We start from the raw sequence: 25,903 nt of genomic DNA on the forward strand, positions 1-25,903 counted from the left end.
GCCTTTCGTTCGGATCAGGCTGGATCAGGGAGCGGGGTGTGGTGCGTGGGGCTGCAAGGCGGAGGAGGGCGTCAACGCGGAGCTTTGGCAACCGACGACAACGCCGCAGACACGCGTGCCACACCCCGCGAGCCCAGCATGATCCGAACGAAAGGCCCTAGCTCCGGGGCTTGTTGACCTCGAAGGCGCGGGTCACCGTCTGCTCGACCGTGCTGCCGTCGCTCGCGGAGACCGTGGCGCGCAGCGTCGCGTACGAGGCGTCGGCGGGGGCGGTCAGACCGGCGTGCGGCGGCGTTGCGGCCGTGCCCGCGCTCAGCTCGACGGTCCGCCAGGTCAGGCCGTCGTCCCAGCTGACCTCCAGCCGCACCGGACCGGTCTCGGCCTCCACCGCGCCGGGGGCCCGCTGGACCGTCACGTCCACCCGCGTGGTCGCGAGGCGGGCGGCCCCGCCGGAGGCGTCGAGGCCGTGCGGGGTGAAGCGCACGCCCATCAGCGGCAGAAGGGTGCCGGACCCGTCGTCGGTGTCGGAGTCGAAGGCCCATCGCGACCGGACCCGGGTGGACAGGCTCGCGTACGCCTGGTCGCGGGTGAGGTCGGCCTCCAGGGTGTACCGGCCGGGCCCGGCCGGGACCGTGACGGTCTTGGCGCCGCCGACCGCGCTCCACTCCCCGAGCTTCCGCCCGTCCCGGACCAGGGCGAGCGTGCCCGTCGCGCCCCAGTCGGCGCCGCCCCGGGTGCCGTCGCCGTCGACGAACCACGGTGTTCCGGCCCAGACCACGGAGTCCTTGAGGCGGTAGGCGGGGGCGGCCGGGAGGGCCGGTCCGATCACCGCGGCCCCGAAGTCCAGCCGGGTCGTGGCGTGCGGGCGGACGGTCTCCGTCTGGGTCGCCCCTGGACGATGCCGCTGATCGAGCCGGAGCCGTCGTCGCCGAGCACCTTGCCGACGAGGAGTTCGGCGCCGGGAGCCATGCCGGCGTACCGGCCGCCGGACGCGGCCCCGGTGCCGGCGACGGTGGACGCGGTGTGGGTGCCGTGACCGGTGCGGTCCCGGTCGTCCTGGCCGGTGACGAAGACCTTGGTGGCCGCGATCCGGCCGGCGAGGTCGGGGTGGTCCGCGTCGATTCCGGTGTCCAGGACGGCGACCTTGACGCCGGTGCCGTCGAGTCCGGCGCGGTGGGCGGCGTCCGCGCCGGTGAGCGGCACGGTCGGGGTGGTGGTGGGGACGGGGGCGGTGGTGCCCCGCACCTTGGCGTCCAGCCAGAGGCGGGTGACGGCCCCGGCCGTGCGGGCGGTCGCCTCGACCGGGGCGAGGTGGCGCCATGCCTCGGCGGCGGACTTCTTGGTGACGGCCCGGCCAGTTCGGCGCCGCCGATGGAGTCGAGCGCGGCGGTGGGCCGGGTGCCGGGCCGGGCGGTTCGCGGGGTGCGGCCCCCGGCGTACTCGACGCGGCGCGGCCTCGGCACCGCCGCCGCGTCCTTCGCCGTCCCCTTCGCCCCGGCCTTCGGCGCCGGGAACATCGTGGCGAGCGCGTCGCGGAAGGAGTCCTGGGCCTCGGTCACGGCGGCGCGCGCGTCGCTCTCGCTCAGCTCGCGGCCCTGCGCGGCGGCCAGCAGCCGGGCGGTGCGGGCGGGCGGAGTGCGCAGTTGCACGATGACGTCGACGGGGTCGGAGGAGGCGAGCGCCTTCTCGGAGAGGTGCGCCCCGCCGAGCTCCAGGCCCGCCATGCGGTGCAGCGCCGCGCGCTCCTGGCCGTCGAGCGAGGCCAGTACGGCCGCGGCGCTCGGCGGGGCGGTCGGTTTCGGTGCGGCGGCCGCCGCGGGCGCCGCACCCGCAGCGGCGGCCAGAAGCGTGGCCGCCACCACCAGGGACAGGCGTCGTTGTTCCGGGACGTGCGTCATGGGCTGCCTTGCTTCCGCTCGGGAGGGGCCGGGGATCGTCGCACGATCATCGGTGCCGCACGGAGCAGGGCGGAAGGGGCGTCGCTGGCGGGATCACGACGTGTCGTCAAACCGCCAGCGGGAGGTCACGGGGCGGGCGGGCCGGTTCCGTCGTCGGGGCCGCGATCGCGCGGGCGCCGGCCCGTCCAGACCGGTTCGAGCGCCTCCCATTCGCGTTCCCAGGCGTCGAGCCGTCGGTTCAGGGCCCGTCTGCGGGCGAGCAGCAGACCGCCGCCCTCGGCCAGGGCCACCAGGCCGGTGACGACGATACCGAAGGCGGCGGAGGTCAGGCCGCGCTGCGCGAGGCCGAACGCGGGCCGGGTGCGGTAGGCGCCCGCGTCGTCGACCCAGATCTCCACCGGGGTCCCCTTCGCGGTGTCCGGCCGCACATGGACGGTGCCGCTCCGCCGCGTGTGGACGGGGTACTCCCAGCGGGCCGGGGCGGTGGCGGTGGGCGAGGCGGCGTAGCGGGTCTCCGGGATGATCACGGACCGGTCGGTGGTGGTGGCGACGACCCGGTGGCGGTGGGCGGCGGCCTCGGCGTCGTCCCGGGCGTCGGCGCGCCAGGCGGCGGCGGCGGCGAGCAGCCCGCAGAGCAAGGCGAAGAGCGCGGCGAACACCACGTACCAATGCGCGGGGTGGCGGCGTCCGGGCACCCCGGCAGCCAGGTCCGGGAGATCGTCGCTGTCCATGGCGCTCGCCTCCGTGCCCGGCGGAAAGGGGCGGGACGGCCCCAGGGCCCCTGCCTCCGTCCCAGCGTGGCCCTCCCGGGGGCGCCGCGCACGCCGGAACCGGCGCGGCGGGGCTCGAAAGGCGCGCCCCGGGCTGTCGGCGCGGCGGCGGGCCAGGCCGGGGGGCCCGCAGGCGTCCGGCGCGACGGGGCCGGGGGCCCCGCGGGGCGGGCGGGGTGGGTCTGGACGCGGATCGAGGATGGCGCGGGGCGGGGGTGGTGCGCGGCCGGTCGGGGGTGGTGCGGGGCCGGGACCGTACCGTATTCCGGGGCCGGGTGCGCGGTTACGCGGGGACCGGATGCGCGTGCGGGCGCTCCGGGCCACGCTGGAGGTATGGCTACTCCTCCGATCGTGATCCACCGGCCGACCCCGTCCGGGGCCCGGCTCGTCACCGTGCACATCGCCGGACGCGAAGAGAAGCTGGGGCTCGCCCACAGCGACCACGACGTCATCGTCTTCCTCGCGGACGCCGGGATGGCCGATCCCGAGCGGGCGCTCGACACCCCGTCGCTCGTCGAGTGGCAGGGCGCCGCGGCCCATGAGTACACCGCGTCCTGACCGCTCCCGCCGGACGGCGGCCCCGGTCAGGGGGTCGCCGCGGAGACCACGTAGACGACCGGGGACATCGGGTCCGTCATGTCGACGGTGATGTCCTGGGTGGGGCGCGGGTCGGGGTTGATGTGCCGGACTCCCGCCCAGGAGACGCCGTCGGTGAAGTGCCAGCCGGCGATCTTGCGGTCGCGGGCCCCGACGGTGACCTTGCCCGCTTCCAGCGCGGCCCGGCCGGTGCCGACCTGGGTCAGGAAGCGGTCCAGGCCGTTGGAGGACGTGCGGAACTGCACGTACATCCGGCTGGCCTTCCAGTTGTTGGTCTCGTAGTACTGCACCTCGACCGCGTCCCGGGGGATCGGGACCTCGAAGATCCGGCGGAGCATGCGCGAGGGCCAGCCCTCGCGCAGTCCCTGGGCCGCCGCCTCGGCGGCCTTGTCCTGGCCGGAGCGGCGGCTCTGGCCCGCGGAGATCAGCAGGTAACCGGCGGGGACGCCGATCAGCAGCACGATGATGGTCGCCGTGATCAGGCGCCGGCGGATCGTCCGCCGCCGTTCCTCGGGGGACGGGTCCTCGCCGGGCGGCGGGGACTGGCGCGGCACGACGGGGTGCTCGGCTGCGGTCATGGGTGTGGGCGTCCCTAGGAAGTGCGGGTGTTGCGGGTGTTGCGGATGGTGCTCGCGGCCTGGTCGTAGATCTGGGCGTACCGCTCGTAGCGCTCCACGCGCCGGCGGTTGGTGCGCCGGAAGCGGCGGGCCACCAGCCGGGCGAGGTCGGCCGCGCCGACCATACCGGCCTCGGGGCCGAGCTGGGCCTTGGCGATCTTGGCCTCGGGGCGGTAGCCGCGTCCGGTGAGATGCCGTTTGAAGGCGTCCCTGGCCGGCCCGATCAGCAGGTCGTCCGCGGCGCTGACGCCGCCGCCGATGACGAAGCAGGAGGGGTCGAGCGCGGCGGCCAGATTGGCGATGCCGACGCCGAGCCACTGGCCGATGTCCTGGAGGAGTTCCACGCACATCGCGTCGCCCTCGCGGGCGAGTTCGGTGATGAGCGGGCCGGTGATGTCGGGGATGTTGCCCTTGACCCGCTCGATGATCCCGTGGGCGACCGGCGAGTCCGCGGCGGCCAGCTCCCTGGCCTCGCGGACCAGGGCGTTGCCGGAGCTGTACTGCTCCCAGCAGCCCCGGTTGCCGCAGGGGCAGCGGTGGCCGCCGGGCACCACCTGCATGTGGCCGAACTCACCGGCGACGCCGTACCGGCCGCGCTTGACCCGGCCGTCCTCCAGGATCGCGCCGCCGATGCCGGTGCCCAATGTGATCATGACCAGGTGGTCCTCGCCCCGGCCGGCGCCGAAGCGCCACTCGGCCCAGGCGGCGGTGTTGGCGTCGTTGTCCACCATGACGGGGACGACGAGCCGGGACGCGAGGGCGTCGCGCAGGGGTTCGTCGCGCCAGGCCAGGTGCGGGGCGAAGAGGACCTTGGAGCGGTCGGCGTCGACCCAGCCGGCCGCGCCGATGCCCACGGCGTGGACGTCGTGGCGGTCGGAGAGGTCGAGCACCAGCTCGACGATGGTGTCCTCGACGACCTTGGGGCTCTTGGACTTGTCCGGCGTCTCGGTGCGCACGGTCTCCAGGATGGTGCCGTCGGCGTCGACGACACCGGCCATCACCTTCGTCCCGCCGATGTCGATGCCGACGGTGGGGACCCGGGGCGCGGTGAGGTGCGAACGCCTCTCCCGGGTGCCGACGGTCCGCAGGACGGTGGCGCGGGCGGAGCCGCGGTGTGTGAAGTCGCGGTACGTGCTCATCGTCCCTGCGGGGTCTGGGGGGCCGGTCCCTGGGGTTCCGGCGGCGGACGGTGCCCGCCGCCCCCGATTCTGCCACTGCCGGAGGGGGTGCGTACGTCGCCCGCCGTACCCGCCGCATGCCCGGCGGTCCCGGAGGCGGGCCGGCCGGGCGCGGCGGCGGGGGTCAGCCGGCGGTGCCGTCCCCGGCCGCCGGGGCGTCCGGGCGGCCCGGCAGGGAGGTCCGCTCCAGCTCGTGGCTCAGCTCCTCCAGCTCGCTGCCGCCCGCCATCTGCCGGGTCAGCTCGTCGAGCGTGACGTCGTCCTTGGTGTGGCTCCCGGCCATAGCGCCCCGCTTGAGCAGGACGAAGCGGTCGCCGACGAGGAAGGCGTGGTGCGGGTTGTGGGTGATGAGGACCACGCCGAGCCCGGCGTCCCGGGCGGCGGCGACGTACTTGAGCACGACGCCGGACTGCTTGACGCCGAGCGCGGCGGTCGGCTCGTCCAGCACGAGGACCTTGGCGCCGAAGTGGACGGCGCGGGCGATGGCGACGCACTGGCGCTCACCGCCGGAGAGGGTGCCGATGGGCTGGTCGACGTCGCGCAGGTCGATGCCCATCCGCAGCAGCGCGGAACGGGTCGTCTCGCGCATCAGCCGGACGTCCAGGCGCTTGAAGGGGCCGGCGCCGGTGGTCGGCTCGGAGCCGAGGAAGAAGTTCCGCCAGACCGGCATCAGCGGGACGACGGCGAGGTCCTGGTAGACGGTGGCGATGCCCCGGTCCAGGGCGTCGCGCGGATTGGCGAGGACGGTCTCCTCGCCGTCCACCAGGAAGCGCCCGGCGTCGTGCCGGTGCAGCCCAGCGATGATCTTGATCAGGGTGGACTTGCCGGCGCCGTTGTCCCCGAGGACGCAGGAGATCTCGCCCGCGTGGACCTCCAGGGAGACGTCCTGGAGCGCCTTGATGTTGCCGTAGAACTTGCTGACGTGGTCCAGCTCGACCAGCGGCTGCCCGCTCGATTCCCGGGGTGCCGTCATGAGGTCGCCTCCGCGCGCTTGCGTACCCATGCGTTGAGCAGGGTGGCCAGGAGCAGCATGGCTCCCAGGAAGAACTTGAACCAGTCGGGGTTCCACTCCGCGTAGACGATGCCCTTGCTGGTCATGCCGAAGATGAAGGCGCCGACGGCCGAGCCGATGGCGGAGCCGTAGCCGCCGGTGATCAGACAGCCGCCGATGACGGCCGCGATGATGTAGATCAGCTCGTTGCCGACGCCCTCGCCGGACTGCACCACGTCGTAGCTGAACAGCAGGTGCTGGCCGGAGACCCAGGCGGCGAAGGCCACCCCGAGGTAGAGGCCGATCTTGGTGCGGACCACCGGGACGCCGACCGCGCGGGCCGCGTCCGCTCCCCCGCCGACGGCGAAGATCCAGTTGCCGAAGCGGGTGCGGAGCAGGATCCAGGTGGCGAGCGCGACGAGGACGGCCCACCACAGGATGGTCACCTTCAGCTCGACGCCGCCGACCGTCAGGTGCGAGGCGAAGACCTTGCGGGCCGAGGGGAAGCCCTCCATGTCGCCGATGGTCTTCGTCGAGACGGTGCCGCTGATCAGCTTGGTGAAGCCCAGGTTCAGTCCGGTCAGCATCAGGAAGGTGCCGAGCGTGATGATGAAGCTGGGCAGTTTCGTCCGGGTCAGCATGAAGCCGTTGAACGCGCCGATCGCGAGCGTGACCAGCAGGGACACGAACACGCCGACCCAGACGTTGGCCGTCATCTGGTAACTGAACATCGAGGAGACCAGCGCCGAGCTGGTCACCAGTACCCCGGCGGAGAGGTCGAACTCGCCGCCGATCATCAGCAGCGCGACCGGCGCCGCCATGATCCCGATGGTGGAGGCGGCGTAGAGCACCGTGCCGAAGCTGGTGGCGCGCAGGAAGCTGTCCGCGACGATCGAGAAGAACAGGAAGACCGCCAGCGCGCCGACGACCGAGCCCAGCTCGGGGCGGCCGAGGAGCTTGCGCAGCGGCGAGGTGCGCAGCAGCCGCTCGTCGGCTGCCGGGGCGGGGGACGCTCCGGACGCCGTCATCGGGTGCCCCGGTCGGCGTACGCGGCGAGCTGGGCGGCGTCGTCGGTGGTGATGATCTGCGGGCCGGTGAGGACCGGCCGGCCGCCGCCAAGGACGTTGCGGTTGTAGCGGTAGAGCCAGAGCAGGTCGACGGCCTCGTAGCCCTGGAGGTAGGGCTGCTGGTCGACGGCGAAGCCGAGGGTCTTCGCCTGGAGCTCGGACGCGACCTTGGCGTTCAGGTCGAAGGTGTCGATCTCGGCCTTGCTCCCGGCGGTCTCCTTGGCCTTGACGGCGGCGTCCGCGAACGGGGCGCCGAGCGTGACGACCGCGTCGATGTCCTTGTCGGCCTGGAGCTTCGCCTCGATGGACGCCTGGACGTCGGGCATGTTGGTGCCCTCCACGTACAGGTTCTGCATCTCGCCGTCGAAGGTCTTCCTCGCCCCGGCGCAGCGCTGCTCGTGGCCGACGTTGCCCTGCTCGTGCAGGATGCAGAGCGCCTTCTTGCGGCCGCGCGCGTTCAGCTCCTCGCCGACGGCCTCGCCCGCGATGGACTCGTCCTGGCCGATGTGGGTGAGCGCGCCGTACTTCTTGGACTCGGCCGATCCGGAGTTCACCGTGATCACCGGGATGCCCGCCTTGACGGCCTTGGCCACGACGGCCTTCATGGCGTCGGGCTTGGCGAGGGTGACGATCAGCCCGTCGACCTTCTTGTCGATGGCGGCCTGGACGAGCTGGGCCTGCTGCTGCCCCTCGTCGTTGTGCGAGTACAGGAAGTTGATGTTGTCCTTCTGGGCGGCCATCTTGGCGCCCTTCTGGACGATGTCCCAGAAGGTGTCGCCGTCGCCCGAGTGGGTGACCATGGCGAAGGTCCAGCGGGGTGTGTTCACCGCGGACCGGCCCTCGGCGGCGGCCTGGGCCGCCCGCTCCTCCGCCCGCTTGCCGCCGGTGCTGCTGCATCCCATGAGGGAGACCCCGAGCACCGCCGCAAGCACGGCGCCCATCGCGCGTACCCCTGTCCGAACCCTTGCCACGACGCCGTGCCCTTCTTGTGCTGCTCGTTGGTGCTGCTGGTGGAGCCGGGTCCCACAGGTCCCGGCCCGGCTGGGCAAGTATCCCCGAGCCGGGTGCGCGGTCCCCCGGAGGGGCACGGCACGTGTGTCGGACCGGGGCGTGTACGGGCCCGCCGGCCGGGTGCGTGGCACGGGGACCCGTGCCACCGTACGAGAGCCCGGCGCCGGTGTCACCGTACGAGCAGCGGGAAATCGACGGTGCGGCGGCGGGCGCGGCGGCAGGGGGTGCCGGCCCGGCCGAGCGGGGTCCGGGGCGCCCGCCCGCTCACCAGCGCACGGGCAGCGACTCCGGTCCCCGGATGAGCATCCCCGTACGCCAGGTCAGCTCCTCGGGGTCCGCGTCCAGGGCCAGGTCCGGGCAGCGCTCCAGCAGGGAGCCGATCGCCACCGCCGCCTCGATCCGGGCCAGCGGCGCGCCCAGGCAGTAGTGGATGCCGTGGCCGAACGCCAGATGGCCGCGGGCGTCGCGGGTGATGTCGAAGCGCTCGGCGTCCGGGAAGCGGCCGGGGTCGCGGTTGGCGTCGGAGAGGGCGATCAGGACGAGTTCGCCGCCGCCGGGGATACGGGTGCCGGCCACGTCGACGGCTTCGGTGGTGAAGCGGTAGGTGGGGGTCTCGACCGGGCCCGCGTAGCGCAGCATCTCCTCCACGGCCCGGTCGATGAGCCCGGGGTCGGCGCGCAGGGCGGCGAGCTGGTCCGGGTGGGTGAGCAGGGCGAGGACGCCGTTGGCGATGAGGTTGACGGTGGTCTCGTGGCCGGCGACGAGCAGCAGCCAGGCCATGCCGAGGAGCTCACCGGCCGAGAGCCGGTCGCCGTCCTCGTCGGCCGTGTGGATGAGGGCGCTCATCAGGTCCTCGCCGGGCTGCTCGCGTTTGTCGGCGAGGAGTCCGGTGAGATACGCGGTCATCTCGGCGGTGGCGCGGCGGCGGGCCGCGCCGTCGAGGGAGGAGACCGCGGTGTTGGACCAGTCGCGGAAGCGCCGGCGGTCCAGGAAGGGCACCCCGAGCAGTTCGCAGATCACGGACATCGGCAGCGGGAAGGCGAGGGCCTCGACGAGGTCGGCCGAGCGGCCGGGCCCGGACAGCATGGTGTCGAGCAGGTCGTCCGTCATCTCCCGTACGCGCGGGACGAGCCGCTGCATCCGGGGGGCGGTGAACTCGCGGGTGACCAGCTTGCGCAGCCGGGTGTGGACGGGGGCGTCCGAGCTGAGCATGGAGACCCCGGCGGCGACCTGGCTGAGTCCCAGCTCGGGCGCGGAGTTGTGCCACTCCTTGGAGAACCGCTGGTCGGCGAGGGCTGCGCGGCCCTCCTCGTAACCGACCACGAGCCAGGCGGGCGTGGTGTCGGGGAGCAGGACGCGGTGGACGGGACCGCGGGCGCGCAGGGAGGCGTAGACGGGGTGCGGGTCCCGGGTGAACGCCTCCCCGAGGGCCCCGAGGTCGACTATGGCGGCGAGGGTCACGGGGGGCTCCTTCAGGACGGGGTGGCGCTGAGGACGGTGCCCTGGGCGACGGCGCAGAGCGTTTCGGCACCGTCCTCCCCCACCACGGACAGATCACACCGGGCGACGGCCTGCCGGCGGCCGCTGTGGACGACCTCGGCGCGGGCGACCAGGGTGGTTCCGGTGGCGGGCCGCAGATACTGGATGGAGAAGCCGCCGGTCAGCACGGCCGGGCCGAGCGTCGTCCCGGCGGCGAAGGTGAGCGCGTTGTCGGCGGCGTAGGCCAGCACACCGCCGTGCAGGAATCCGTTCTGCTGCCGCAGTTCCTCGCGGCTGTCGATCTCCAGCGTGGCCGCGCCACCGCCGAATGCGGTGACGCGTGCGCCGACGAGGGTGCTGAACGGCTGGCTCTCCAGCACCTTCTGTGCCGCCCGCAGGTCGAGTCCGGTCATGAGGGGTCCTTTCGGGGTTCCGAGGGGCCGAACGTATCCGGAGCGGCTGCCTCGGCGGGGGCGGTTCGGCTCACCAGCGGACCGGAAGCCGCCGCGCCCCCCGGATCAGCAGACCGGGCACCCACTCGGGGGCGGTGCCGTCCGGGTCCGGGGCGAGGCCGGGGCAGCGCTCCAGCAGGGCGCGGATCGCGATGCGGCCCTCCATGCGGGCCAGCGGGGCGCCGATGCAGAAGTGCGCGCCGTGGCCGAACGCCAGGTGGCCGCGCGGTTCGCGGCGGATGTCGAAGGTGTCGGGCGCCGGGTGGCGCGCACCGTCGCGGCCGGCCCCGGCGAGGGAGACCAGGACCGTCTCCCCGGCCTCGATGACCCGTCCGGCGAGCGTGACCCGCTCCCGGGCGAAGCGGTAGGTGGCGTTCTCCACCGGTCCCTCGTACCGCAGCATCTCCTCGACCGCACCGTCCAGCAGCCCGAAGTCGGCGCGCAGGGCGGCCAGTTGGTCGGGGTGGTCGAGCAGAGCCCGGACCCCGTTGCCGATCAGGTTGACGGTGGTCTCGTGGCCGGCGACCAGCAGCAGGAAGGCCATGCCGATCAGTTCCCCGGGGGACAGCCGGCCGAGGTCGTCGTCCCGGGCGGCGATCAGGGCGCTCAGCAGGTCGTCGCCCGGTGTCCGGCGTTTGGTCGCGATGAGGTCGGCGAGGTAGGCGCCCATGGTCCGGAACGCGTCGGGGTCCTCCTTCTCGCCGAGCGTGGAGACGACGGCGGCGGACATCGCGCGGAAGGCCTCGCGGTCCAGGTCGGGGACGCCGATGAGTTCGCAGATGACGGTCATGGGCAGCGGGAAGGCGAGCGCGTCGACGAGGTCGGCCCGTCCGGCCGGCACCATCGCGTCGAGCAGGTCGTCGGTGATCTGCTGGACCCGGGGGCGCATGGCCTCGATGCGGCGCGGGGTGAACTCCCGGGCGACGAGCTTGCGCAGCCGGGTGTGGTCCGCGCCGTCCATCTCCAGCATGTTGTATTTGATGGCGACCCCGGAGTCCGTCTGGCCGGGCAGGGTGCGCCAGTTCTTGGCGAAGCGGGGGTCGGCGAGGACGGCCCGCGCCTCCTCGTGGCCGACGACGAGCCATGCCTGTTCGTACTCGTCGGTGCGGACGCTGTGCACGGGTCCGGCGGCACGCATCCTCGCGTAGTACGGATACGGGTCCGCGAGGAAGTCGGCGTTCGCGTAGAGGTCGGTCTCGACGTCGGACATGGGCCCCACCCTCCCTGTCTGCGCGGTCCGGCCGCCCGGACCGCCGGGATCAGCCTAGGGCGGTCCGGGAACGGCGAACGAAGGGTTCAGGCCAGGTCGTCGCCGTCCTCGGCGTCCAGCAGGCCCGCGTCGTGGATCAACAGCGCGATCTGCACCCGGTTGTTGAAATCGAACTTGGCGAGAATCCGTGACACCTGGGTCTTCACGGTGGCGACGCTCAGATAGAGCGCGGCGGCGATCTCCGCGTTGGAGCGGCCCCGCGCCACGGCGATGGCGACCTCGCGCTCCCGGTCGGCGAGGCAGGCGACGCGCCGGCGGGCCCGCTCGGCGCGGCCGGCCCGCTCGTCCCGGCCGGGTCCGGCGGCGCGCGCCATCAACTGCCGGGTGACGGCGGGCGAGAGGACGGGGTCTCCGGCGGCGACCCGCCGCACGGATTCGACGATCCGCGCGGGCGGGGTGTCCTTGAGGACGAAGCCGGCCGCCCCGGCGCGGATCGCGCGCAGCACCTGCTCGTCGGCGTGGAAGGTGGTGAGGACGATGATCTCGGGGGCGTCGGGGCGGGCCCGCAGCCGCTCGGTGGCGGTCAGTCCGTCCATGACCGGCATCCGGATGTCCATCAGCACCACGTCGGGCCGGAGCCGGTCGACGAGGTCGGCGGCCTCGCCGCCGTCGGCTCCCTCGCCGACGATGTCGATGTCGTCGGCGCCGCCGAGCATCAGGGTCAGCCCGGCCCGGACCAGCGGGTCGTCGTCGACGATCAGGAGCCGGACGGGCCGGGGCGCGGGGGCGGGTGCCGGGAAGGTCATGGGGACCACGGTAGCCAGGCCCGTACGCCGAATCCGCCGTCGGGCTCCGGTCCGTGGTCGAGCCGGCCGCCGGCCAGGGTGGCCCGTTCGGTCAGCCCGATGAGGCCCTGACCCGACCCCGGGACCTGCTCGAAGGGGTGGACGGGGGCGGGGTTGCGGATCTCGACGGTGAGGCCCCGGCCGGGCCCGCCGTCGACGGTGAGGGTGACCTCGGCGCCGGGGGCGTGCTTGCGGGCGTTGGTCAGGCCCTCCTGGGCGATCCGGTAGACGGTGCGGCCGACGGCGGCGGGCGCGGCGGCCGGGTCGGCGATCCGGTTGTCGAGCGTGACGCGCATCCCGGCGAGCCGGGACTCGGCGACGAGCGCGTCGAGGGTGGCGAGGGTGGGCTGCGGCCGGTCGCCGCCGCCGTCGCTGTCGCCGGGGCCGCGCAGCACACCGATGATCTGGCGCAGGTCCTGGAGGGCCTCGTGGGCGCTGTCCCGGATGACGCCGGCGGCGCGGGCCACCTCGGCGGGCGGCGCGTCCGGGCGGAACTCCAGGGCGCCGGCGTGCACGCTGAGCAGGGTCAGCCGGTGGGCGAGGACGTCGTGCATCTCGCGGGCGATGGCCTCGCGGGCCAGCCGCTGGGCCTGTTCGGCGCGGAGCGCGGCCTCGCTCTCGGCCCGTACGGCGCGCTCGCGCAGGGTGACGACGAGCTGGCGGCGGGAGCGGACGACCATGCCCCAGCTGAGGACGAGCAGGACGAGCAGCGCCCCGACGACGGTGGAGGCGAGGAAGGAGGTGGTCGGGTCCGGGCGCAGATACGGCTGGACCGGGACGGTCACCAGGGCGGCGGCGCCGATGAGGGCGACGGGGCGGAACGGCCGGTGGACGGCGACGCTGAAGAGCGCGACCAGCCAGGCGCCCGCCGCGACGGGTTCGACCAGGCTGAGCGCGGTCAGGGCGACGGCGAGCCCGACCGGCCAGCGGCGCCGGACCCACAGGGCGCAGCAGGCGGCGGCGCCCACCAGCGAGTCCACGAGGACGAACACGTCGTCGGTGGTGGGGTCGGCCTCGATCGTCGAGAGGGCCGCCATGCCGAGGCCCGCCGCGCAGAGGAAGGCCGTCAGGTCGACCGCCCAGTCCCGCACGGTGCGGCGGGCGCGGCCGCCCCGGTCCCCGGGCAGTTCCGGGTCCGCCATCGAGGAGGGCAGCAGCCAGGGGTATTCCGTACGCGTCATGTCGACAAAGCTACGCAGCCGGGGCGGGGCCCCGGGGCCTTCGGGCCCGTCGGGCGACCAAAGTCGCGCGGCCGGATACTTTCGGCGCACGTCCGCGGCCGGGCGGCCGACGCGGCGGACGGGGCCGGTCCGCGAGGCTCGGCGGCATGAAGCGACTCTGCGAGACGGCCGGTTTCCTGATCTTCGTCCAGGGTGCGGCGGGGCTGATCCATCAGTGGGTGGACTGGTTCCGGCTCTTCAACCTGGTGGCACGGCTGCCGTTCCTGCGCGACCACGGGCTGTTCGTCTCGCTGGTGCTGCTGGTGGCGGGGGTGGCGCTGATGGTCGCCTCGGACGCCATCGAGGAGGACGGGGCGGCCGGGAAGAACGGGTCGGACGAGGAGGACGGGGGCGCTCCGCTCACGAAGTGAGCCGGTCCGCGCTGCGCCGCCCCCACGCCGTTCCGGCGAGGACCAGGACCGCACCGGCGACCCCGGGGACGCCGAGCCGCTCGCCGCCGAGCGCGATGCCGACGGCCGCCGCCCAGAGCGGTTCGGTGCCGAGCAGCAGACTGACGCGGGACGGCGAGGTGCGGCGTACGGACCACATCTGCACGAAGAACGCGAAGAGCGTGCAGAACACCGCCAGGAACAGCAGCCCGGCCCACTCCCCCGGCCCGAATCCGGCGGCGACCGTCCACGGGGCGGGGCCGGTGCCGGGCGCGGCGGCCAGCAGGGCGAAGACGGCGACCGCGCTGCCGAGCTGGACCGTCGTCAGGGACAGCGAGTCGGCCGCCCGTACCGACCGGATGCGGGCCATCAGCAGGACGTGCAGGGTCCGGGCGAGGGCGGCGACCAGCATCAGCAGATCGCCCGCCGAGGGGGTGGTGAAGCCGCCGCCCTGGGTGAGCAGCACCACCCCGGCGACGGAGAGCCCGGCGGCGGCGAGGAACGCGCCGGTCGGCCGGACGCGGGTCACGGCGGCCTCTGCGAGCGGGGTGAAGATCATGGTGAGGCTGATGATGAGCCCGGCGTTGGTGGCCGAGGTGTGCACGATGCCGTACGTCTCCACCAGGAAGATCCCGCTGAGCACCAGCCCCAGCAGTCCGGCGCCGCGCCACTGGGCGGCGGTCAGCGCCCGCAGCCGGGACCATCCGGCGGCGACCAGCACGGGAAGCACGACGGCGAACCGCAGCACCAGGACGGCGACGACGGTCTGCGGCGTGGTGATGCCCTTGGCGGCCAGATAGCTGGAGCCCCAGACGACCGCGACGAGCAGCACGGGCAGATCGGTGGTCCAGGCCCGGCGCGAGGGGGCGAGGGCGGGCACGGCGACAGAGGACACCCGGGTTCTCCTGGTTCTCCACAGGAATGGTGTGGAGACCTCACCGGCTCGCACGCGGAACGATCACGCTACCGCCGCCCCGGCCCGGTTGGCGAGCCCCGACTGTGCGTCCGTTTCCCGCCGGTGGTCGGGGCCGCGACGGACTTTGCTGGTTCCCGTCAGCAGGAAACGACAACGGACGGGACCCTCTCATGACCACCCTCACCAGCACCCGCCGCACCGCGCTCGTCACCGGCGGCAGCCGGGGCATCGGGGCCGCGACGGCGCTCCGGCTCGCCCGGGACGGCGTCGATGTGGCGCTCACCTATGTGCACGACAAGGACGCCGCCGACGAGGTGGTCCGCAGGATCGGGGCGACCGGCCGCCGGGCCGTCGCCCTGCGCGCGGACGCCGCCGACCCGGAGGCGGTCCCGGCGGCCGTGCACCGGGTGGCCGAGGACTTCGGCCGGCTCGACGTCCTGGTGAACAACGCGGGCATCGGGGTCCTCGGCCCGATCGCGGACCTCACGGACGCGGACGTGGACCGGGTCCTCGCCGTCAACGTACGCGCGGTCTTCCTGGCCTGCCGGGCGGCGGCCGGGGTGATGGAGGACGGCGGTCGCATCATCTCCGTCGGCACGGCCCTGAGCCGGTACGCCGGCGGGCCGGGCGCCACGCTGTACGCGATGAGCAAGTCGGCCCTGGCCGGGCTGACCAAGCCGCTCGCGCGCGAACTGGGCCCGCGCGGGATCACCGTGAACCTGGTTCAGGCCGGGGCGGTGGACACCGACATGAATCCGGCCGACGGCCCGTTCGCCGCAGGGCAGCGCGCGGCGAACGCGCTCGACCGGTTCGGCAGGACGGAGGAGGTCGCCGGACTGATCGCCTATCTGGCCGGGGCCGAGGCTGCGTACATCACCGGCACCGAACTGGCGGTGGACGGCGGCCACGCGGCCTGAACCACGGGCCGGCCGGGGCCCCGGGGCGGGCACAGGGTCCGCGCCCCGGGGCCTCCGCGCCCCGGACCGCCCTCCGCCGTCGTCAGCGGGTGCGTTCGAGGAGCCGGCCGGTGGGGGCGCCGACCGTGCCCCCGGACGCGATGCGGACTCCGCGCAGCCACGTGGAGCGCACCACGCCGTACAGGGTGCGCCCGGCGTACGCGGTGACCTGATTGCGGTGGTGGAGCGCGGCGGGGTCGACGGTGAAGGCGGCGTCGGGGTCCAGGACGGCGAAGTCGGCGTCGCGGCCCGCCTCGACGGCGCCCTTGGCGGTCAGCCCGGCGAGGGCGGCGGGGGCGGCCGACATCCAGCGGGCGACGTCGTCCAGTGTGTGGCCGCGCCGGCGGGCCTCGGTCCAGATGGCGGGCAGGCCGAGCTGGAGGGAGGAGATGCCGCCCCAGGCGGAGGCGAAGTCCGGGGTCTTCAGATCGGTCGTGCACGGCGAGTGGTCGGAGACGATGCAGTCGATGGTGCCGTCGGCCAGACCCTGCCAGAGCACGTCCTGGTTGGCGGCCTCGCGGATCGGCGGGCAGCACTTGAACTCGGTGGCGCCGTCGGGGACTTCCTCGGCGGTCAGGGTGAGGAAGTGCGGGCAGGACTCGACGGTGACGCGGACGCCCTCGCGTTTGGCGGCGGCGATGAGCGGCAGCGCGTCGGCCGAGGACAGGTGCAGGACGTGGACGCGGGCGTCCAGCCGCTTCGCGTGGGCGATGAGCCCCTCGATAGCGGTGTTCTCGGCGTCGCGCGGCCGGGAGGCGAGGAAGTCCGCGTACGCCGGACCGCTCTGCTGGGGGGCCGAGGCCAGATGGCGGGGGTCCTCCGCGTGCACGATGAGCAGCCCCCCGAAGCCGGTGATCTCGGCCATCGCGCGGGCCAGTCGCTCCTGGTCCAGTTCGGGGAACTCCTCGACGCCGGAGGGCGAGAGGAAGCACTTGAAGCCGAAGACCCCGGCCTCGTGCAGGGGTCGCAGGTCCTTGGTGTTGGAGGGGATGGCCCCGCCCCAGAAGCCGGTGTCCACATGGGCCTTGGGCGCGGCCACCCGCTGCTTGACCCGCAGGTGCTCGACCGTGGTGGTCGGCGGCAGCGAGTTGAGCGGCATGTCGAGCAGGGTGGTGATGCCGCCGGCGGCGGCCGCGCGGGTGGCGGTGTGGAACCCCTCCCACTCCGTGCGTCCGGGGTCGTTGACGTGGACGTGCGTGTCCACGAGACCGGGCAGCAGGACGTCGTCGCCGAAGTCCTCGACGGCGGCCCCGTCCGGTACGCCCGCGTCGTACGGCAGGACGGCGTCGATCGTCCCGCCGGCGCAGTGCACCGAGGCGGGGCGGGTGCCCTCGGGGGTGACGACGCGCGTCGAGCGCAGAACCAGTTTCACGTCCGTACCGGGCACCCGTACTCCCTACTCCAGGAATTCAACGAATTGTTGAAGTCGACCGGGCAGGAGTCTTGCGGCGCGACCGTGCCCCGTCAAGACCTCCGCCCACCGCGCCGCCACCCATCCGATCACCCCGCGCACCGGCTAGAGGTTTCCACAAAGTAAAAGTATTCTTTCGGAGTGCGGAACGTAGAAAGAGCCGGAGCCGGGACCCCCCGGGGCCGGCCCCGGAGCCGGGAGACCCGGACAAACGCGCCCTGACCGGCCAGGACGGCGCCCTCCGCGGCAGTGGGCCGATCGCCGGGTGCCCGGTAGGCTGCTGCCTTGCTCCTCCGTATCGAAAGGACCGTTGACGTGCCGTCGTCCCACGCCAGCACTTCCGACTCCAAGCCCGCCGGTTCCAGCGGCGGTGTGCAGTCCCTGGAGCGCGCCTTCGATCTGCTGGAGCGGATGGCCGACGCGGGGGGCGAGGTCGGACTGAGCGAACTCTCCGCGAGCAGCGGACTGCCGCTGCCCACGATCCACCGTCTGATGCGCACCCTGGTCCTGTGCGGTTACGTCCGCCAGCAGCCCAACCGCCGCTATGCGCTGGGCCCCCGGCTGATCCGCCTGGGCGAGTCCGCCTCACGGCTGCTGGGCACCTGGGCCCGCCCGTATCTGGCCCGGCTGGTCGAGGAGACCGGCGAGACCGCCAATATGGCGCTGCTCGACGGCGACGAGGTGGTGTACGTCGCCCAGGTGCCGTCCAAGCACTCGATGCGCATGTTCACCGAGGTGGGCCGGCGGGTGCTGCCGCACTCCACGGGCGTCGGCAAGGCGCTCCTCGCGCACGCCCCGGCGGACGAGGTGCGGGCGCTGCTCGCGCGCACCGGCATGCCGGCCGCCACCGAGAAGACGATCACCACCCCGGACGGTTTCCTGGACGCGCTGGAACAGGTCCGCCGCACGGGGTACGCGGTGGACGACAACGAGCAGGAGATAGGGGTCCGGTGCCTGGCCGTCCCCGTCCCCGACTCCCCCACCTCGGCGGCGATCTCGATCTCCGGCCCGGCGGGACGGGTCACCGAGGCGGCCACCGAGCAGATCGTGCCGATCCTCCAGCAGGCCGCGAAGGACCTCTCCGAGGCGCTGGCCGGCAGCGGTTCCGCGCACTGACCCCGGCCGGGCGGCCCTCCCTCAGGCCAGGGCCGCCTCGGTCAGTCCGCCGTCCCGCATCGTGACCGTACGGTCCACCCGGTCCAGATGCGTCCGGTCGTGGGTGACCAGCACGGTCGCCGTGGCGCGCTCCCGGGTCAGCGTGACGAGCAGGTCCAGCACCGCCGCCCCGCGTTCGTGGTCCAGGGCGCTGGTCGGCTCGTCGACGAGCAGGACCGAGGGCTCGTTCATCAGCGCCCGCGCGATGGCGACCCGCTGGCGCTGCCCGCCCGAGAGCTGATGGGGCCTGCGGCCCGCCTGCGCCCCGAGGTCGACGGCGTCGAGCAGATCGCGCGCACGGGCCCGCGCCGCCCGGGCCGAACCGCCCGACAGATGCCGCATGACCTGGAGTTGCTCCGCGGCGGTCAGCGAGGGCAGCAGATTGGGCTGCTGGAAGACGATGCCGATCCGCTCCCGGCGCAGCGCCGCCTTCTCCGCGCGGCCGAGCCCGGCGGTCGGCGTCCCGTCCACGACGACAGAGCCGGAGTCCGGGGTGACCAGGGTGGCGGCGACCGCCAGCAGACTGGACTTGCCGGAGCCGGAGGGGCCGACGACCGCGGTGAGCGTGCCGGCGGGCACGTCGAGGCGGACCCGGTCCAGGGCGGTGACCAGTCCGTCCCCGTCGGGGTAGGTGAGGGTGACATCGGTCAGCGTGAGGGTCATCGGGCACTTCCGAGGGCGGTGAGCGGGTCGACGGCGGTGATCCGCCGGACGGAGAGGGCCGCGCCGATCGCGCCGAGGGCGATCATCACGGCCGAGGGGACGAGCACGGTGGCCGCGTCGAGGACGAAGGGCACGGCGCCGCCGCCGATCAGGGTGCCGATGCCCCAGGCGAGCCCGGCTCCCAGCCCCGTACCGGCGACCAGCATCACCACGGCCTGGCCGAGCGCGTCCCGCAGCAGGTAGGGGGTCCCGGCGCCCAGGGCCTTGAGGACGGCGACGTCGGCGCCGCGCTGGATCGTCCAGACGGTGAAGAAGGCGCCGATGACCAGGGCGGAGATGGCGAAGAGGAAGCCGCGCATCAGTTGCAGGGAGCCGTTCTCCGCCTGGTAGGAGCCGATGGCGGTGAGGGAGTCGTCCAGGGTGCGGGTGCTGGTGCCCGCCGCCCGGTCCCCGGCGGCGAGATCGGCGCCGCCGTCGGTGGTCAGGGCGATGACGGTGGCGTGCGCCGGGCCGCCGGCGCCGTCGCCGCCGAACCGCTGCCAGTCGGCGAGCGAGGTCCACACGACCGGCGTATGGCTGTACGAGGCGTCCCCGGCGACCGCCGCGACGGTGACCTCGGTGGAGCCGAGCCGCAGCCGGTCGCCGGTCCCGACCCCGAGGTCGTCGGCGGCGGACGTGGTGACGACGACCCGTCCCGGGGCGACCGGCGTGCCGGGCGGGGCCAGGGTGCCCGCGGGCTCGACGCCGAACGCCGACACGGCCGCCGTCCGCTCCCCCTGGACGGCGGCGGCGTTCAGGGTGCGGATCCCCAGGGGCTGCGCGGCCTCGACCCCGGGGATCGTGGCCCAGCTCCGCCAGGCGTCCTCCCGGACCGTGGAATCGGTGAAGGACACCGCGCGGCCGTCGGGCGGCGCGGCGAAGGCCAGGTGGTCGGCGTCCAGCCCGGTGACGGCCGAGGTGTTCTCCCGGGCCAGCCCGGCCGTGAGCCCGGACAGCAGCCCCACGAGCAGGGTGATCAGGACGACCACCGTGCCCATCAGCGCGAACCGCCCCTTGGCGAACCGAAGATCTCTCCATGCGACGAACATGGCTCCAGCCTCGGCCTCCGCCCCGTCCGGGGCATCGCCCGCGGGCCGGTACCGACATCAACCTTTCGATTGACCGGCCCCGGGCAGACCCCGCTTACGCTGGACGCATCATGGAAATCCGCCCCCACCCCCCGGTCGCCGCCGCGCTGCGGCTCTGTCTGCACGCCCTGCTGCTGGGGCTGCTGGCGCTCACGGTCGTCAAGGCGGTGGGCGACGGGATCCCGTACGCGGGGGCGGCCGTGGCGGTGGCCGCCGTGCTCGCGGCGGTGTACGCGGCGGGCGCGCTCGCCCCCGCCGTGCGGCCGCTGACCCGGGCGGGCGCGGTGTGGCTGGGGGCGCTGGGGGCGCTCTGGGTGGCGCTGCTGGCGCTGTCGCCGGACGCGCTGTGGGTGGCGTTCCCGCTGTACTTCCTCCAGCTGCATCTGCTGCCGGTGCGCTGGAGCGTGCCGGCCGTGCTGGTGACGGCGGGGGCGGCCATCGCCGGTTTCCTGCTGCACGGAGCGGCCGTCACCCCGGGCACGTTCATCGGTCCGCTGCTCGGCGGCGCGGTCGCGGTGGCCACGGTGCTCGGTTACGACGCGCTGTTCCGGGAGAGCGAGCGGCGGCGCGAGCTGATCGAGGAGCTGGTCTCGACCCGGGCGGAGCTGGCCGAGGCCGAGCGCACCGCCGGAACGCTCGCCGAGCGCGAACGGCTCGCCCGGGAGATCCACGACACCCTCGCCCAGGGCCTGTCCAGCATCCAGCTGCTGCTGCGCGCCGCCGAGCGGACCTTGCCCCGGGACGCCCCGGCCACCGGCCATGTCCGCCGGGCCCGGGAGGCCGCCCAGGAGAATCTGGCCGAGGCCCGCCGCTTCGTCCGCGCGCTGACCCCGCCCGATCTGGCGAACGGCTCGCTGGCCGCCGCGCTGGAGCGGCTCTCGGCCCGCACCACCGCTCCGGGGCTGACCGTGCAGTTCGCCGTGAGCGGCACGCCCGTGGAGCTGCCCACGCCCTACGAGGTGGCGCTGCTGCGGACCGCGCAGTCGGCGCTGGCCAACACCGTGCGGCACGCGGAGGCGCGGCGGGCGGAGATCACCCTCAGTTACATGGACACCTCGGTCTCGCTGGACGTGGTCGACGACGGCCGGGGCTTCACGGACGCGGGCGCGCCGGGCGCGGAGTCGGGAACGGGCGGCTTCGGGCTGCCGGCGATGCGTTCCCGGGCGCGGTCGCTGGGCGGCACGCTGAGTGTCGAATCGGCCCCGGGGCAGGGCACGGCGGTCGCCCTGACGCTGCCGTTGCCCGAGGGCGCGGCGGGACGGGACGCGGCATGAGCGCGCCGGTCCGGCTGCTGCTGGCCGACGACCATCCGGTGGTCCGGGCGGGGCTGCGCGCCGTCCTCGACACCGAACCGGACTTCCGGGTCGTCGCCGAGGCCGCCACCGCCGAGGAGGCGGTGTCCCTGGCCGCGGCGGGCGGGGTGGACGTCGTCCTCATGGATCTTCAGTTCGGTGGGGGAATGCACGGTTCCGAGGCGACGGCGGCGATCACGGCGGCGCCGGACGCGCCCCGGGTGCTGATCCTGACGACGTACGACAGCGACGCGGACATCCTCGCGGCGGTGGAGGCGGGCGCGGCGGGCTATCTGCTCAAGGACGCCCCGCCGGAGGAGCTGGCGACGGCCGTGCGCACGGCGGCGGCCGGCCGCTCGGCGCTGGCCCCGGAGGTGGCGCACCGGCTGATGGACCGGATGCGGACCCCGGCGCAGGCGCTCACCAAACGCGAGCTGGAGGTGGTGCGGCTGGTCGGCGAGGGGTTGTCGAACCTCCAGATCAGCAAGCGGCTCTTCCTCAGCCAGGCCACCGTCAAGTCCCATCTGGTCCACATCTACGCGAAGCTGGGCGTGGACTCGCGCACGGCGGCCGTGGCGGCGGCGAGGGCGCGGCGGCTGATCCGGCGCTGAGACCGGGGGGGCCGTCACCGCGGGGGACGTTCAGCGGCGCGGCGGCTCGCCGAAGAGGTCGACCGCGACGCGTACGTCCCGCAGGGCCGAGGCCAGGGCGCTGACCGAGCCGATCGCGCTCGCGATCAGCAGCAGCGAACGGCGGAGCCGGGGGATCTCGGGCACGCCGCGCGCCGCCATCGCGTCCAGGGCCGCGAGTTCGTCCTCGGCGACGGCGCGGTCGGGGAACTCCGCGGGATGTCCGGCCAGTTCCCTGCGGAGCCGGGCCACGGCCGTGCGCAGCTCCGTCACCCTCGGGTCCTCGACCCCGGTCAGCCGCGCCTGGCCCACGCTCTTCACCAAAGCAACTCCCCCTCGCACGTCCGCGTGCCGGTGTGTCGATCGATCTTGTGCCGGTGTGTCCGGCGGTTCCCGGACCGTGGTCAAGTGTCCGGGGGTGCGGGCAAGTTAACGCCATGAAAGGTGCCGGGCGCCACTCCGCGGACCGAACTCGGAGTGTCCGGCGCGCGGACACGGGTGCCCGGTGCGCCCCGGCCCGTGCGCGGGCGGTCGCTCTGCGGTATCCAGACGGCATGACTCGCACACCGCGCACCCCCGCCCCGGCCTCCGCCTCCGCCTCCCCCGCGGCCCCCGCCCGCCTCGTCGCCGGGCTGCTGCTCGCGGCGGGCGGCGGACGCAGGCTGGGCGGACGTCCCAAGGCCCTGCTGGAGCATCGCGGCCGGCTGCTGGTCGACCGCGCGGTGGACGTGCTGCGGGCGGGCGGCTGCGGCCCGGTGCATGTGGTGCTGGGCGCGGCGGCCCAGGAGGTGCGGGCGCGGGCGGACCTCGCCGGCTGCGCGGTGGACGTCAACCCGGAGTGGACCGGGGGGATGGGCTCGTCGCTGCGGGCGGGGCTGGCCGGGCTGGCCGGCTCGGGGGCCGACGCGGCGCTGGTGCTGCTGGTCGACCAGCCCGGGATCGGCGCGGAGGCGGTGGCGCGGGTCCGGGCGGCGTACCGCTCGCGGTCGAGTCTGGCGGCGGCGTCGTACGGGGGCGAGCGGGGCCATCCGGTGCTGTTCGGGGCGGACCGGTGGGCGGACGTCGCGGCGGGGGCGACGGGCGACCGGGGCGCGCGGGCGTATCTGCGGGAGCACCGCGATGCGCTCACGCTCGTCGAGTGTTCCGATGTGGCGCAGGCGTACGACATCGACACGGAGGCGGACCTCGCGCACCTGGAGTGAGCGTCCCGGCACACCGCGCCAGGAGTGCCAGGTTCTGTCGACCCGGAGAATCTCGACATCAACAAAACATTGAACTTCCACCATGAGGAAACTACTATCCACTGGTCAGAAGCCCTCTGCACCTCAGAAGGCGACCGCAGCCGTATCCCGGAGCCCTGGCACCCCGTGCCGTTTCGGGCGACCCGGCGGCCGTGACACGTCGCCCGCACCGCCCGCTGAAGGAGTGACCGCTCATGTCCGCACCAGCGCCGTCCTCGCTGGCCATCGTCGATGCCGAGCCCCTGCCCCGGCAGGACGAGGTCCTGACCCCCGCGGCCCTCGCCTTCGTGGCCGCGCTGCACCGGCGGTTCACGCCCCGGCGCGACGAGCTGCTCGCCCGCCGCGCCGAGCGCCGCGCCGAGATCGCCCGCACCTCCACGCTGGACTTCCTGCCCGAGACGGCCGCGATCCGCGCGGACGACTCCTGGAAGGTCGCCCCGGCCCCGGCCGCGCTCAACGACCGCCGGGTGGAGATCACCGGTCCGACCGACCGCAAGATGACCATCAACGCGCTGAACTCGGGCGCGCGGGTCTGGCTCGCCGACTTCGAGGACGCCTCCGCCCCCACCTGGGAGAACGTCGTCCTCGGCCAGCTCAACCTGATGGACGCGTACAACCGCTCGATCGACTTCACGGACCCCAGGTCCGGCAAGTCGTACGCGCTGAAGCCCGCCGAGGAGCTGGCGACCGTCGTCACCCGGCCCCGGGGCTGGCACCTGGACGAGCGCCACCTCCAGCTCGACGGCACCCCGGTGCCCGGCGCCCTCGTCGACTTCGGGCTGTACTTCTTCCACAACGCCCAGCGCCTGATCGACCTCGGCAAGGGCCCGTACTTCTACCTGCCGAAGACCGAGTCGCACCTGGAGGCCCGCCTCTGGAACGACGTCTTCGTCTTCGCCCAGGACGAGCTGGGCATCCCCCGGGGCACCGTCCGCGCCACGGTCCTGATCGAGACCATCACCGCCGCGTACGAGATGGAGGAGATCCTCTACGAACTGCGCGACCACGCCTCCGGGCTGAACGCGGGCCGCTGGGACTACCTTTTCTCCATCGTGAAGAACTTCCGTGACGGCGGCGCCAAGTTCGTCCTGCCGGACCGCAACGCGGTGACGATGACCGCCCCGTTCATGCGGGCGTACACCGAACTCCTGGTCCGCACCTGCCACAAGCGCGGCGCCCACGCGATCGGCGGCATGGCCGCCTTCATCCCGTCCCGGCGCGACGCGGAGGTCAACAAGGTCGCCTTCGAGAAGGTCAAGGCCGACAAGGACCGCGAGGCGAACGACGGCTTCGACGGCTCCTGGGTCGCCCACCCCGACCTGGTCCCGATCGCCATGGCCTCCTTCGACGCGGTCCTCGGCGAGAAGCCGAACCAGAAGGAGCGGCTGCGCGAGGACGTCTCGGTGGCGGCCGGCGATCTGATCGCCGTGGACACCCTGGACGCCAGGCCCACGTACGAGGGGCTGCGCAACGCCGTCGCGGTCGGCATCCGCTACATCGAGGCATGGCTGCGCGGCATGGGCGCGGTCGCCATCTTCAACCTGATGGAGGACGCGGCCACCGCCGAGATCTCGCGCTCGCAGATCTGGCAGTGGATCAACGCGGACGTGGTCTTCGAGAACGGCGAGCACGCCACGGCGGAGCTGGCCCGCGAGGTCGCCGCCGAGGAACTGGCCGCGATCCGCGCGGAGACCGGCGAGGAGGCCTTCGCCGCGGGCCGCTGGCAGGAGGCCCACGACCTGCTGCTCCAGGTTTCCCTGGACGAGGACTATGCGGACTTCCTGACGCTGCCGGCGTACGAGCGGCTGCGCTGACCTCGTATCGCTCCGCGACGCCCCCGCCCCCGGCACGGTTCCGGGGGCGGGGGCGTCGACGTCGCGCGGGGCGGCTCAGCCGACGCGGATCGAGACGGCCTCGTGGACGAGGGCCGCGCCGGTGGGCGGCCCGTTGCAGGTGAGGCGGTGGGGCGGCGCGCGATGGGCGCGCACCTCGACGACGTACGTCACCGGGTAGGGGGGCGGGCCGGTGACGCTGACCAGCCAGTGGGGCCCGGCCCGGGTGGTGCCGGTGACGGTGTAGTCGTGGCGGCCGGCCGGGCCGATCCGGGCGAGGAGGGCGGCGACGGCGGCCTGCTGGGGGGCGTTCAGGTCGGTGTAGCCGCGCAGATGGCGGGCGTGCACGCGGTCGGCGAGGTGCTGCTCGACCACCGCGACGGCGGAGACGGCGTCGAGTCCGCCGTAGTAGACACCGTCCGGGGCGACGAGAACGTTGGCCGCGAACCGGTCGCCGCCCACATGGGAGCACTCCCAGACCAGTTCGGGCCAGTACGCGGCGAGGGCCGCCGCCACGGGCCGGCCGCGTACGGCGCAGCAGGCGTCGTGGCGGCCGTGGGCGCAGACGAGGACGACGGGCGGACGGCCGGTCTCCCCGGGGGCGGCGAGCGCGGCGGCGGCCCGGACCAGATCCGCCTCGTGTTCCCAGGTGCCCCAGTGCTGGCGGTGGGCGCCGGTGGCGTCGTACCGCAGGACGGCCCAGCGGCGGGGCCCTCCGGGGCGGCGGCGTCCGTGCCGCCGGATCAGCAGCACCCGGGCGCGCACGGCGCGGGCGGCGTCCAGGAGGACGGCCCCGGGGCCCTCGGCCAGGGCCAGACCGTCGAAGCCGTTCGCGGGCCAGGCGCCCGGGTACTCGACGAGCACCCAGGTGTCGCCGGGCGGCGCCGTGCCCGCGAGGGCGTCGCCCCGGGCGCGGGCGGCCTGGGCGCAGAAGAAGCGGCCGGGACCGGTCATTCG

General features: G+C 74.2%; 27 protein-coding genes. 8 read left to right on the forward strand and 19 right to left on the reverse strand.

The genetic code is table 11. The features are described 5' to 3' along the window. Positions 1 to 157: 157 nt before the first annotated feature. From ACWCXC_RS28665 to ACWCXC_RS28675, 3 genes are all read right to left on the reverse strand, one after another. The gene (locus ACWCXC_RS28665) at positions 158 to 829 is read right to left on the reverse strand and encodes a hypothetical protein (RefSeq protein ID WP_450890945.1); all 672 of its coding nucleotides are present in this window, start codon (positions 827 to 829) and stop codon (positions 158 to 160) included. Beyond that, positions 826 to 1,245 (reverse strand): S8 family serine peptidase, encoded by a 420-nt coding sequence (locus ACWCXC_RS28670; protein ID WP_450686059.1) that lies wholly within the window; start codon positions 1,243 to 1,245, stop codon positions 826 to 828. Before ACWCXC_RS28670 ends, ACWCXC_RS28665 begins: the two co-directional genes overlap by 4 nt. Positions 1,246 to 2,023: 778 nt before the next feature. Continuing rightward, positions 2,024 to 2,629, reverse strand: coding sequence for an Rv1733c family protein (locus ACWCXC_RS28675; protein WP_450686060.1), 606 nt, complete (start codon positions 2,627 to 2,629; stop codon positions 2,024 to 2,026). Between the two features lie 372 nt (positions 2,630 to 3,001). Here ACWCXC_RS28675 and ACWCXC_RS28680 point away from each other — a divergent pair, with 372 nt between their 5' ends. After that, the gene (locus ACWCXC_RS28680; RefSeq protein ID WP_383650903.1) at positions 3,002 to 3,226 is read left to right on the forward strand and encodes a hypothetical protein; all 225 of its coding nucleotides are present in this window, start codon (positions 3,002 to 3,004) and stop codon (positions 3,224 to 3,226) included. 26 nt (positions 3,227 to 3,252) lie between these two features. Here the strand turns inward: ACWCXC_RS28680 and ACWCXC_RS28685 are convergent, their stop codons facing one another. From ACWCXC_RS28685 to ACWCXC_RS28730, 10 genes are all read right to left on the reverse strand, one after another. Continuing rightward, positions 3,253 to 3,843, reverse strand: a complete 591-nt coding sequence (locus ACWCXC_RS28685; protein WP_450686061.1) for a hypothetical protein — start codon at positions 3,841 to 3,843, stop codon at positions 3,253 to 3,255. 14 nt (positions 3,844 to 3,857) lie between these two features. Next, positions 3,858 to 5,021, reverse strand: coding sequence for an ROK family glucokinase (locus ACWCXC_RS28690; protein WP_450890946.1), 1,164 nt, complete (start codon positions 5,019 to 5,021; stop codon positions 3,858 to 3,860). Between the two features lie 163 nt (positions 5,022 to 5,184). Beyond that, the gene (locus tag ACWCXC_RS28695; protein WP_450684368.1) at positions 5,185 to 6,033 is read right to left on the reverse strand and encodes an ATP-binding cassette domain-containing protein; all 849 of its coding nucleotides are present in this window, start codon (positions 6,031 to 6,033) and stop codon (positions 5,185 to 5,187) included. Further along, on the reverse strand, positions 6,030 to 7,079 hold the full coding sequence (locus tag ACWCXC_RS28700) for an ABC transporter permease (RefSeq protein WP_450684369.1): 1,050 nt from the start codon (positions 7,077 to 7,079) through the stop codon (positions 6,030 to 6,032). Before ACWCXC_RS28700 ends, ACWCXC_RS28695 begins: the two co-directional genes overlap by 4 nt. Further along, positions 7,076 to 8,089, reverse strand: coding sequence for a substrate-binding domain-containing protein (locus tag ACWCXC_RS28705; protein WP_450684370.1), 1,014 nt, complete (start codon positions 8,087 to 8,089; stop codon positions 7,076 to 7,078). Before ACWCXC_RS28705 ends, ACWCXC_RS28700 begins: the two co-directional genes overlap by 4 nt. A 304-nt stretch (positions 8,090 to 8,393) precedes the next feature. Then, on the reverse strand, positions 8,394 to 9,590 hold the full coding sequence (locus ACWCXC_RS28710; protein WP_450684371.1) for a cytochrome P450 family protein: 1,197 nt from the start codon (positions 9,588 to 9,590) through the stop codon (positions 8,394 to 8,396). Between the two features lie 11 nt (positions 9,591 to 9,601). Beyond that, positions 9,602 to 10,021, reverse strand: coding sequence for a PaaI family thioesterase (locus ACWCXC_RS28715; RefSeq protein ID WP_450890947.1), 420 nt, complete (start codon positions 10,019 to 10,021; stop codon positions 9,602 to 9,604). A gap of 70 nt (positions 10,022 to 10,091) precedes the next feature. Then, the gene (locus ACWCXC_RS28720) at positions 10,092 to 11,270 is read right to left on the reverse strand and encodes a cytochrome P450 family protein (protein WP_450684373.1); all 1,179 of its coding nucleotides are present in this window, start codon (positions 11,268 to 11,270) and stop codon (positions 10,092 to 10,094) included. An 86-nt stretch (positions 11,271 to 11,356) separates the two neighbouring features. Beyond that, on the reverse strand, positions 11,357 to 12,076 hold the full coding sequence (locus ACWCXC_RS28725; RefSeq protein WP_450890948.1) for a response regulator transcription factor: 720 nt from the start codon (positions 12,074 to 12,076) through the stop codon (positions 11,357 to 11,359). Continuing rightward, complete coding sequence (locus ACWCXC_RS28730) at positions 12,073 to 13,296, reverse strand: sensor histidine kinase (protein WP_450684375.1); 1,224 nt, start codon at positions 13,294 to 13,296, stop codon at positions 12,073 to 12,075. The genes ACWCXC_RS28725 and ACWCXC_RS28730 overlap by 4 nt, the downstream gene beginning before the upstream one ends. A 146-nt stretch (positions 13,297 to 13,442) precedes the next feature. Between ACWCXC_RS28730 and ACWCXC_RS28735 the strand changes: the two genes are divergently transcribed. Next, complete coding sequence (locus ACWCXC_RS28735; RefSeq protein ID WP_450684376.1) at positions 13,443 to 13,706, forward strand: hypothetical protein; 264 nt, start codon at positions 13,443 to 13,445, stop codon at positions 13,704 to 13,706. Here ACWCXC_RS28735 and ACWCXC_RS28740 read toward each other — a convergent pair. Continuing rightward, entirely contained in the window at positions 13,696 to 14,619 is a 924-nt protein-coding gene (locus ACWCXC_RS28740) for a DMT family transporter (protein WP_450684377.1), read from the reverse strand. The genes ACWCXC_RS28735 and ACWCXC_RS28740 overlap by 11 nt on opposite strands. Before the next feature lie 191 nt (positions 14,620 to 14,810). On the opposite strand from ACWCXC_RS28740, the gene ACWCXC_RS28745 reads away from it, so the two are divergent. Further along, positions 14,811 to 15,557 carry an SDR family NAD(P)-dependent oxidoreductase gene (locus ACWCXC_RS28745; RefSeq protein ID WP_450684378.1) on the forward strand — a complete coding sequence of 249 codons (747 nt, stop codon included), beginning with the start codon at positions 14,811 to 14,813 and terminating at the stop codon, positions 15,555 to 15,557. A gap of 82 nt (positions 15,558 to 15,639) precedes the next feature. Here ACWCXC_RS28745 and allB read toward each other — a convergent pair whose 3' ends face one another. Further along, positions 15,640 to 16,983 carry an allantoinase AllB gene (allB, locus tag ACWCXC_RS28750; protein ID WP_450684379.1) on the reverse strand — a complete coding sequence of 448 codons (1,344 nt, stop codon included), beginning with the start codon at positions 16,981 to 16,983 and terminating at the stop codon, positions 15,640 to 15,642. 339 nt (positions 16,984 to 17,322) lie between these two features. Here allB and ACWCXC_RS28755 point away from each other — a divergent pair, with 339 nt between their 5' ends. Then, the gene (locus ACWCXC_RS28755; RefSeq protein ID WP_450684380.1) at positions 17,323 to 18,123 is read left to right on the forward strand and encodes an IclR family transcriptional regulator; all 801 of its coding nucleotides are present in this window, start codon (positions 17,323 to 17,325) and stop codon (positions 18,121 to 18,123) included. A 21-nt stretch (positions 18,124 to 18,144) separates the two neighbouring features. On the opposite strand, the gene ACWCXC_RS28760 is transcribed toward ACWCXC_RS28755, so the two are convergent. Next, positions 18,145 to 18,825: an ABC transporter ATP-binding protein gene (locus tag ACWCXC_RS28760; protein WP_450890949.1), complete on the reverse strand. Its 681-nt coding sequence runs from the start codon at positions 18,823 to 18,825 to the stop codon at positions 18,145 to 18,147. Next, positions 18,822 to 19,913: an ABC transporter permease gene (locus ACWCXC_RS28765; protein WP_450684382.1), complete on the reverse strand. Its 1,092-nt coding sequence runs from the start codon at positions 19,911 to 19,913 to the stop codon at positions 18,822 to 18,824. The genes ACWCXC_RS28760 and ACWCXC_RS28765 overlap by 4 nt, the downstream gene beginning before the upstream one ends. A gap of 110 nt (positions 19,914 to 20,023) precedes the next feature. On the opposite strand from ACWCXC_RS28765, the gene ACWCXC_RS28770 reads away from it, so the two are divergent. Then, complete coding sequence (locus ACWCXC_RS28770; RefSeq protein ID WP_450684383.1) at positions 20,024 to 21,226, forward strand: sensor histidine kinase; 1,203 nt, start codon at positions 20,024 to 20,026, stop codon at positions 21,224 to 21,226. Continuing rightward, positions 21,223 to 21,855 (forward strand): response regulator, encoded by a 633-nt coding sequence (locus ACWCXC_RS28775; RefSeq protein ID WP_450684384.1) that lies wholly within the window; start codon positions 21,223 to 21,225, stop codon positions 21,853 to 21,855. Before ACWCXC_RS28770 ends, ACWCXC_RS28775 begins: the two co-directional genes overlap by 4 nt. 30 nt (positions 21,856 to 21,885) lie before the next feature. On the opposite strand, the gene ACWCXC_RS28780 is transcribed toward ACWCXC_RS28775, so the two are convergent. After that, positions 21,886 to 22,185 carry a DUF5955 family protein gene (locus ACWCXC_RS28780; protein WP_450684415.1) on the reverse strand — a complete coding sequence of 100 codons (300 nt, stop codon included), beginning with the start codon at positions 22,183 to 22,185 and terminating at the stop codon, positions 21,886 to 21,888. Positions 22,186 to 22,505: 320 nt separating this feature from the next. Between ACWCXC_RS28780 and ACWCXC_RS28785 the strand changes: the two genes are divergently transcribed. Then, positions 22,506 to 23,075, forward strand: a complete 570-nt coding sequence (locus ACWCXC_RS28785) for a nucleotidyltransferase family protein (protein ID WP_450684416.1) — start codon at positions 22,506 to 22,508, stop codon at positions 23,073 to 23,075. Between the two features lie 233 nt (positions 23,076 to 23,308). After that, entirely contained in the window at positions 23,309 to 24,928 is a 1,620-nt protein-coding gene (gene aceB, locus ACWCXC_RS28790) for a malate synthase A (protein ID WP_450890950.1), read from the forward strand. A gap of 75 nt (positions 24,929 to 25,003) precedes the next feature. On the opposite strand, the gene ACWCXC_RS28795 is transcribed toward aceB, so the two are convergent. Further along, positions 25,004 to 25,900 carry a sucrase ferredoxin gene (locus tag ACWCXC_RS28795; RefSeq protein ID WP_450684386.1) on the reverse strand — a complete coding sequence of 299 codons (897 nt, stop codon included), beginning with the start codon at positions 25,898 to 25,900 and terminating at the stop codon, positions 25,004 to 25,006. Positions 25,901 to 25,903 lie beyond the last annotated feature (3 nt).

The sequence above is a fragment of the Streptomyces sp. NPDC001515 genome (assembly GCF_053597115.1).

Excerpts from the sequence above, each read along its gene's own strand:
- ACWCXC_RS28675 (WP_450686060.1), bottom strand. The coding sequence starts at position 2,629 with ATGGACAGCGACGATCTCCCGGACCTGGCTGCCGGGGTGCCCGGACGC.
- ACWCXC_RS28680 (WP_383650903.1), top strand. The coding sequence starts at position 3,002 with ATGGCTACTCCTCCGATCGTGATCCACCGGCCGACCCCGTCCGGGGCC.
- ACWCXC_RS28685 (WP_450686061.1), bottom strand. The coding sequence starts at position 3,843 with ATGACCGCAGCCGAGCACCCCGTCGTGCCGCGCCAGTCCCCGCCGCCC.
- ACWCXC_RS28690 (WP_450890946.1), bottom strand. The coding sequence starts at position 5,021 with ATGAGCACGTACCGCGACTTCACACACCGCGGCTCCGCCCGCGCCACC.
- ACWCXC_RS28695 (WP_450684368.1), bottom strand. The coding sequence starts at position 6,033 with ATGACGGCACCCCGGGAATCGAGCGGGCAGCCGCTGGTCGAGCTGGAC.
- ACWCXC_RS28700 (WP_450684369.1), bottom strand. The coding sequence starts at position 7,079 with ATGACGGCGTCCGGAGCGTCCCCCGCCCCGGCAGCCGACGAGCGGCTG.
- ACWCXC_RS28715 (WP_450890947.1), bottom strand. The coding sequence starts at position 10,021 with ATGACCGGACTCGACCTGCGGGCGGCACAGAAGGTGCTGGAGAGCCAG.
- ACWCXC_RS28720 (WP_450684373.1), bottom strand. The coding sequence starts at position 11,270 with ATGTCCGACGTCGAGACCGACCTCTACGCGAACGCCGACTTCCTCGCG.
- ACWCXC_RS28725 (WP_450890948.1), bottom strand. The coding sequence starts at position 12,076 with ATGACCTTCCCGGCACCCGCCCCCGCGCCCCGGCCCGTCCGGCTCCTG.
- ACWCXC_RS28730 (WP_450684375.1), bottom strand. The coding sequence starts at position 13,296 with ATGACGCGTACGGAATACCCCTGGCTGCTGCCCTCCTCGATGGCGGAC.
- ACWCXC_RS28735 (WP_450684376.1), top strand. The coding sequence starts at position 13,443 with ATGAAGCGACTCTGCGAGACGGCCGGTTTCCTGATCTTCGTCCAGGGT.
- ACWCXC_RS28745 (WP_450684378.1), top strand. The coding sequence starts at position 14,811 with ATGACCACCCTCACCAGCACCCGCCGCACCGCGCTCGTCACCGGCGGC.
- ACWCXC_RS28760 (WP_450890949.1), bottom strand. The coding sequence starts at position 18,825 with ATGACCCTCACGCTGACCGATGTCACCCTCACCTACCCCGACGGGGAC.
- ACWCXC_RS28765 (WP_450684382.1), bottom strand. The coding sequence starts at position 19,913 with ATGTTCGTCGCATGGAGAGATCTTCGGTTCGCCAAGGGGCGGTTCGCG.
- ACWCXC_RS28770 (WP_450684383.1), top strand. The coding sequence starts at position 20,024 with ATGGAAATCCGCCCCCACCCCCCGGTCGCCGCCGCGCTGCGGCTCTGT.
- ACWCXC_RS28775 (WP_450684384.1), top strand. The coding sequence starts at position 21,223 with ATGAGCGCGCCGGTCCGGCTGCTGCTGGCCGACGACCATCCGGTGGTC.
- aceB (WP_450890950.1), top strand. The coding sequence starts at position 23,309 with ATGTCCGCACCAGCGCCGTCCTCGCTGGCCATCGTCGATGCCGAGCCC.
- ACWCXC_RS28795 (WP_450684386.1), bottom strand. The coding sequence starts at position 25,900 with ATGACCGGTCCCGGCCGCTTCTTCTGCGCCCAGGCCGCCCGCGCCCGG.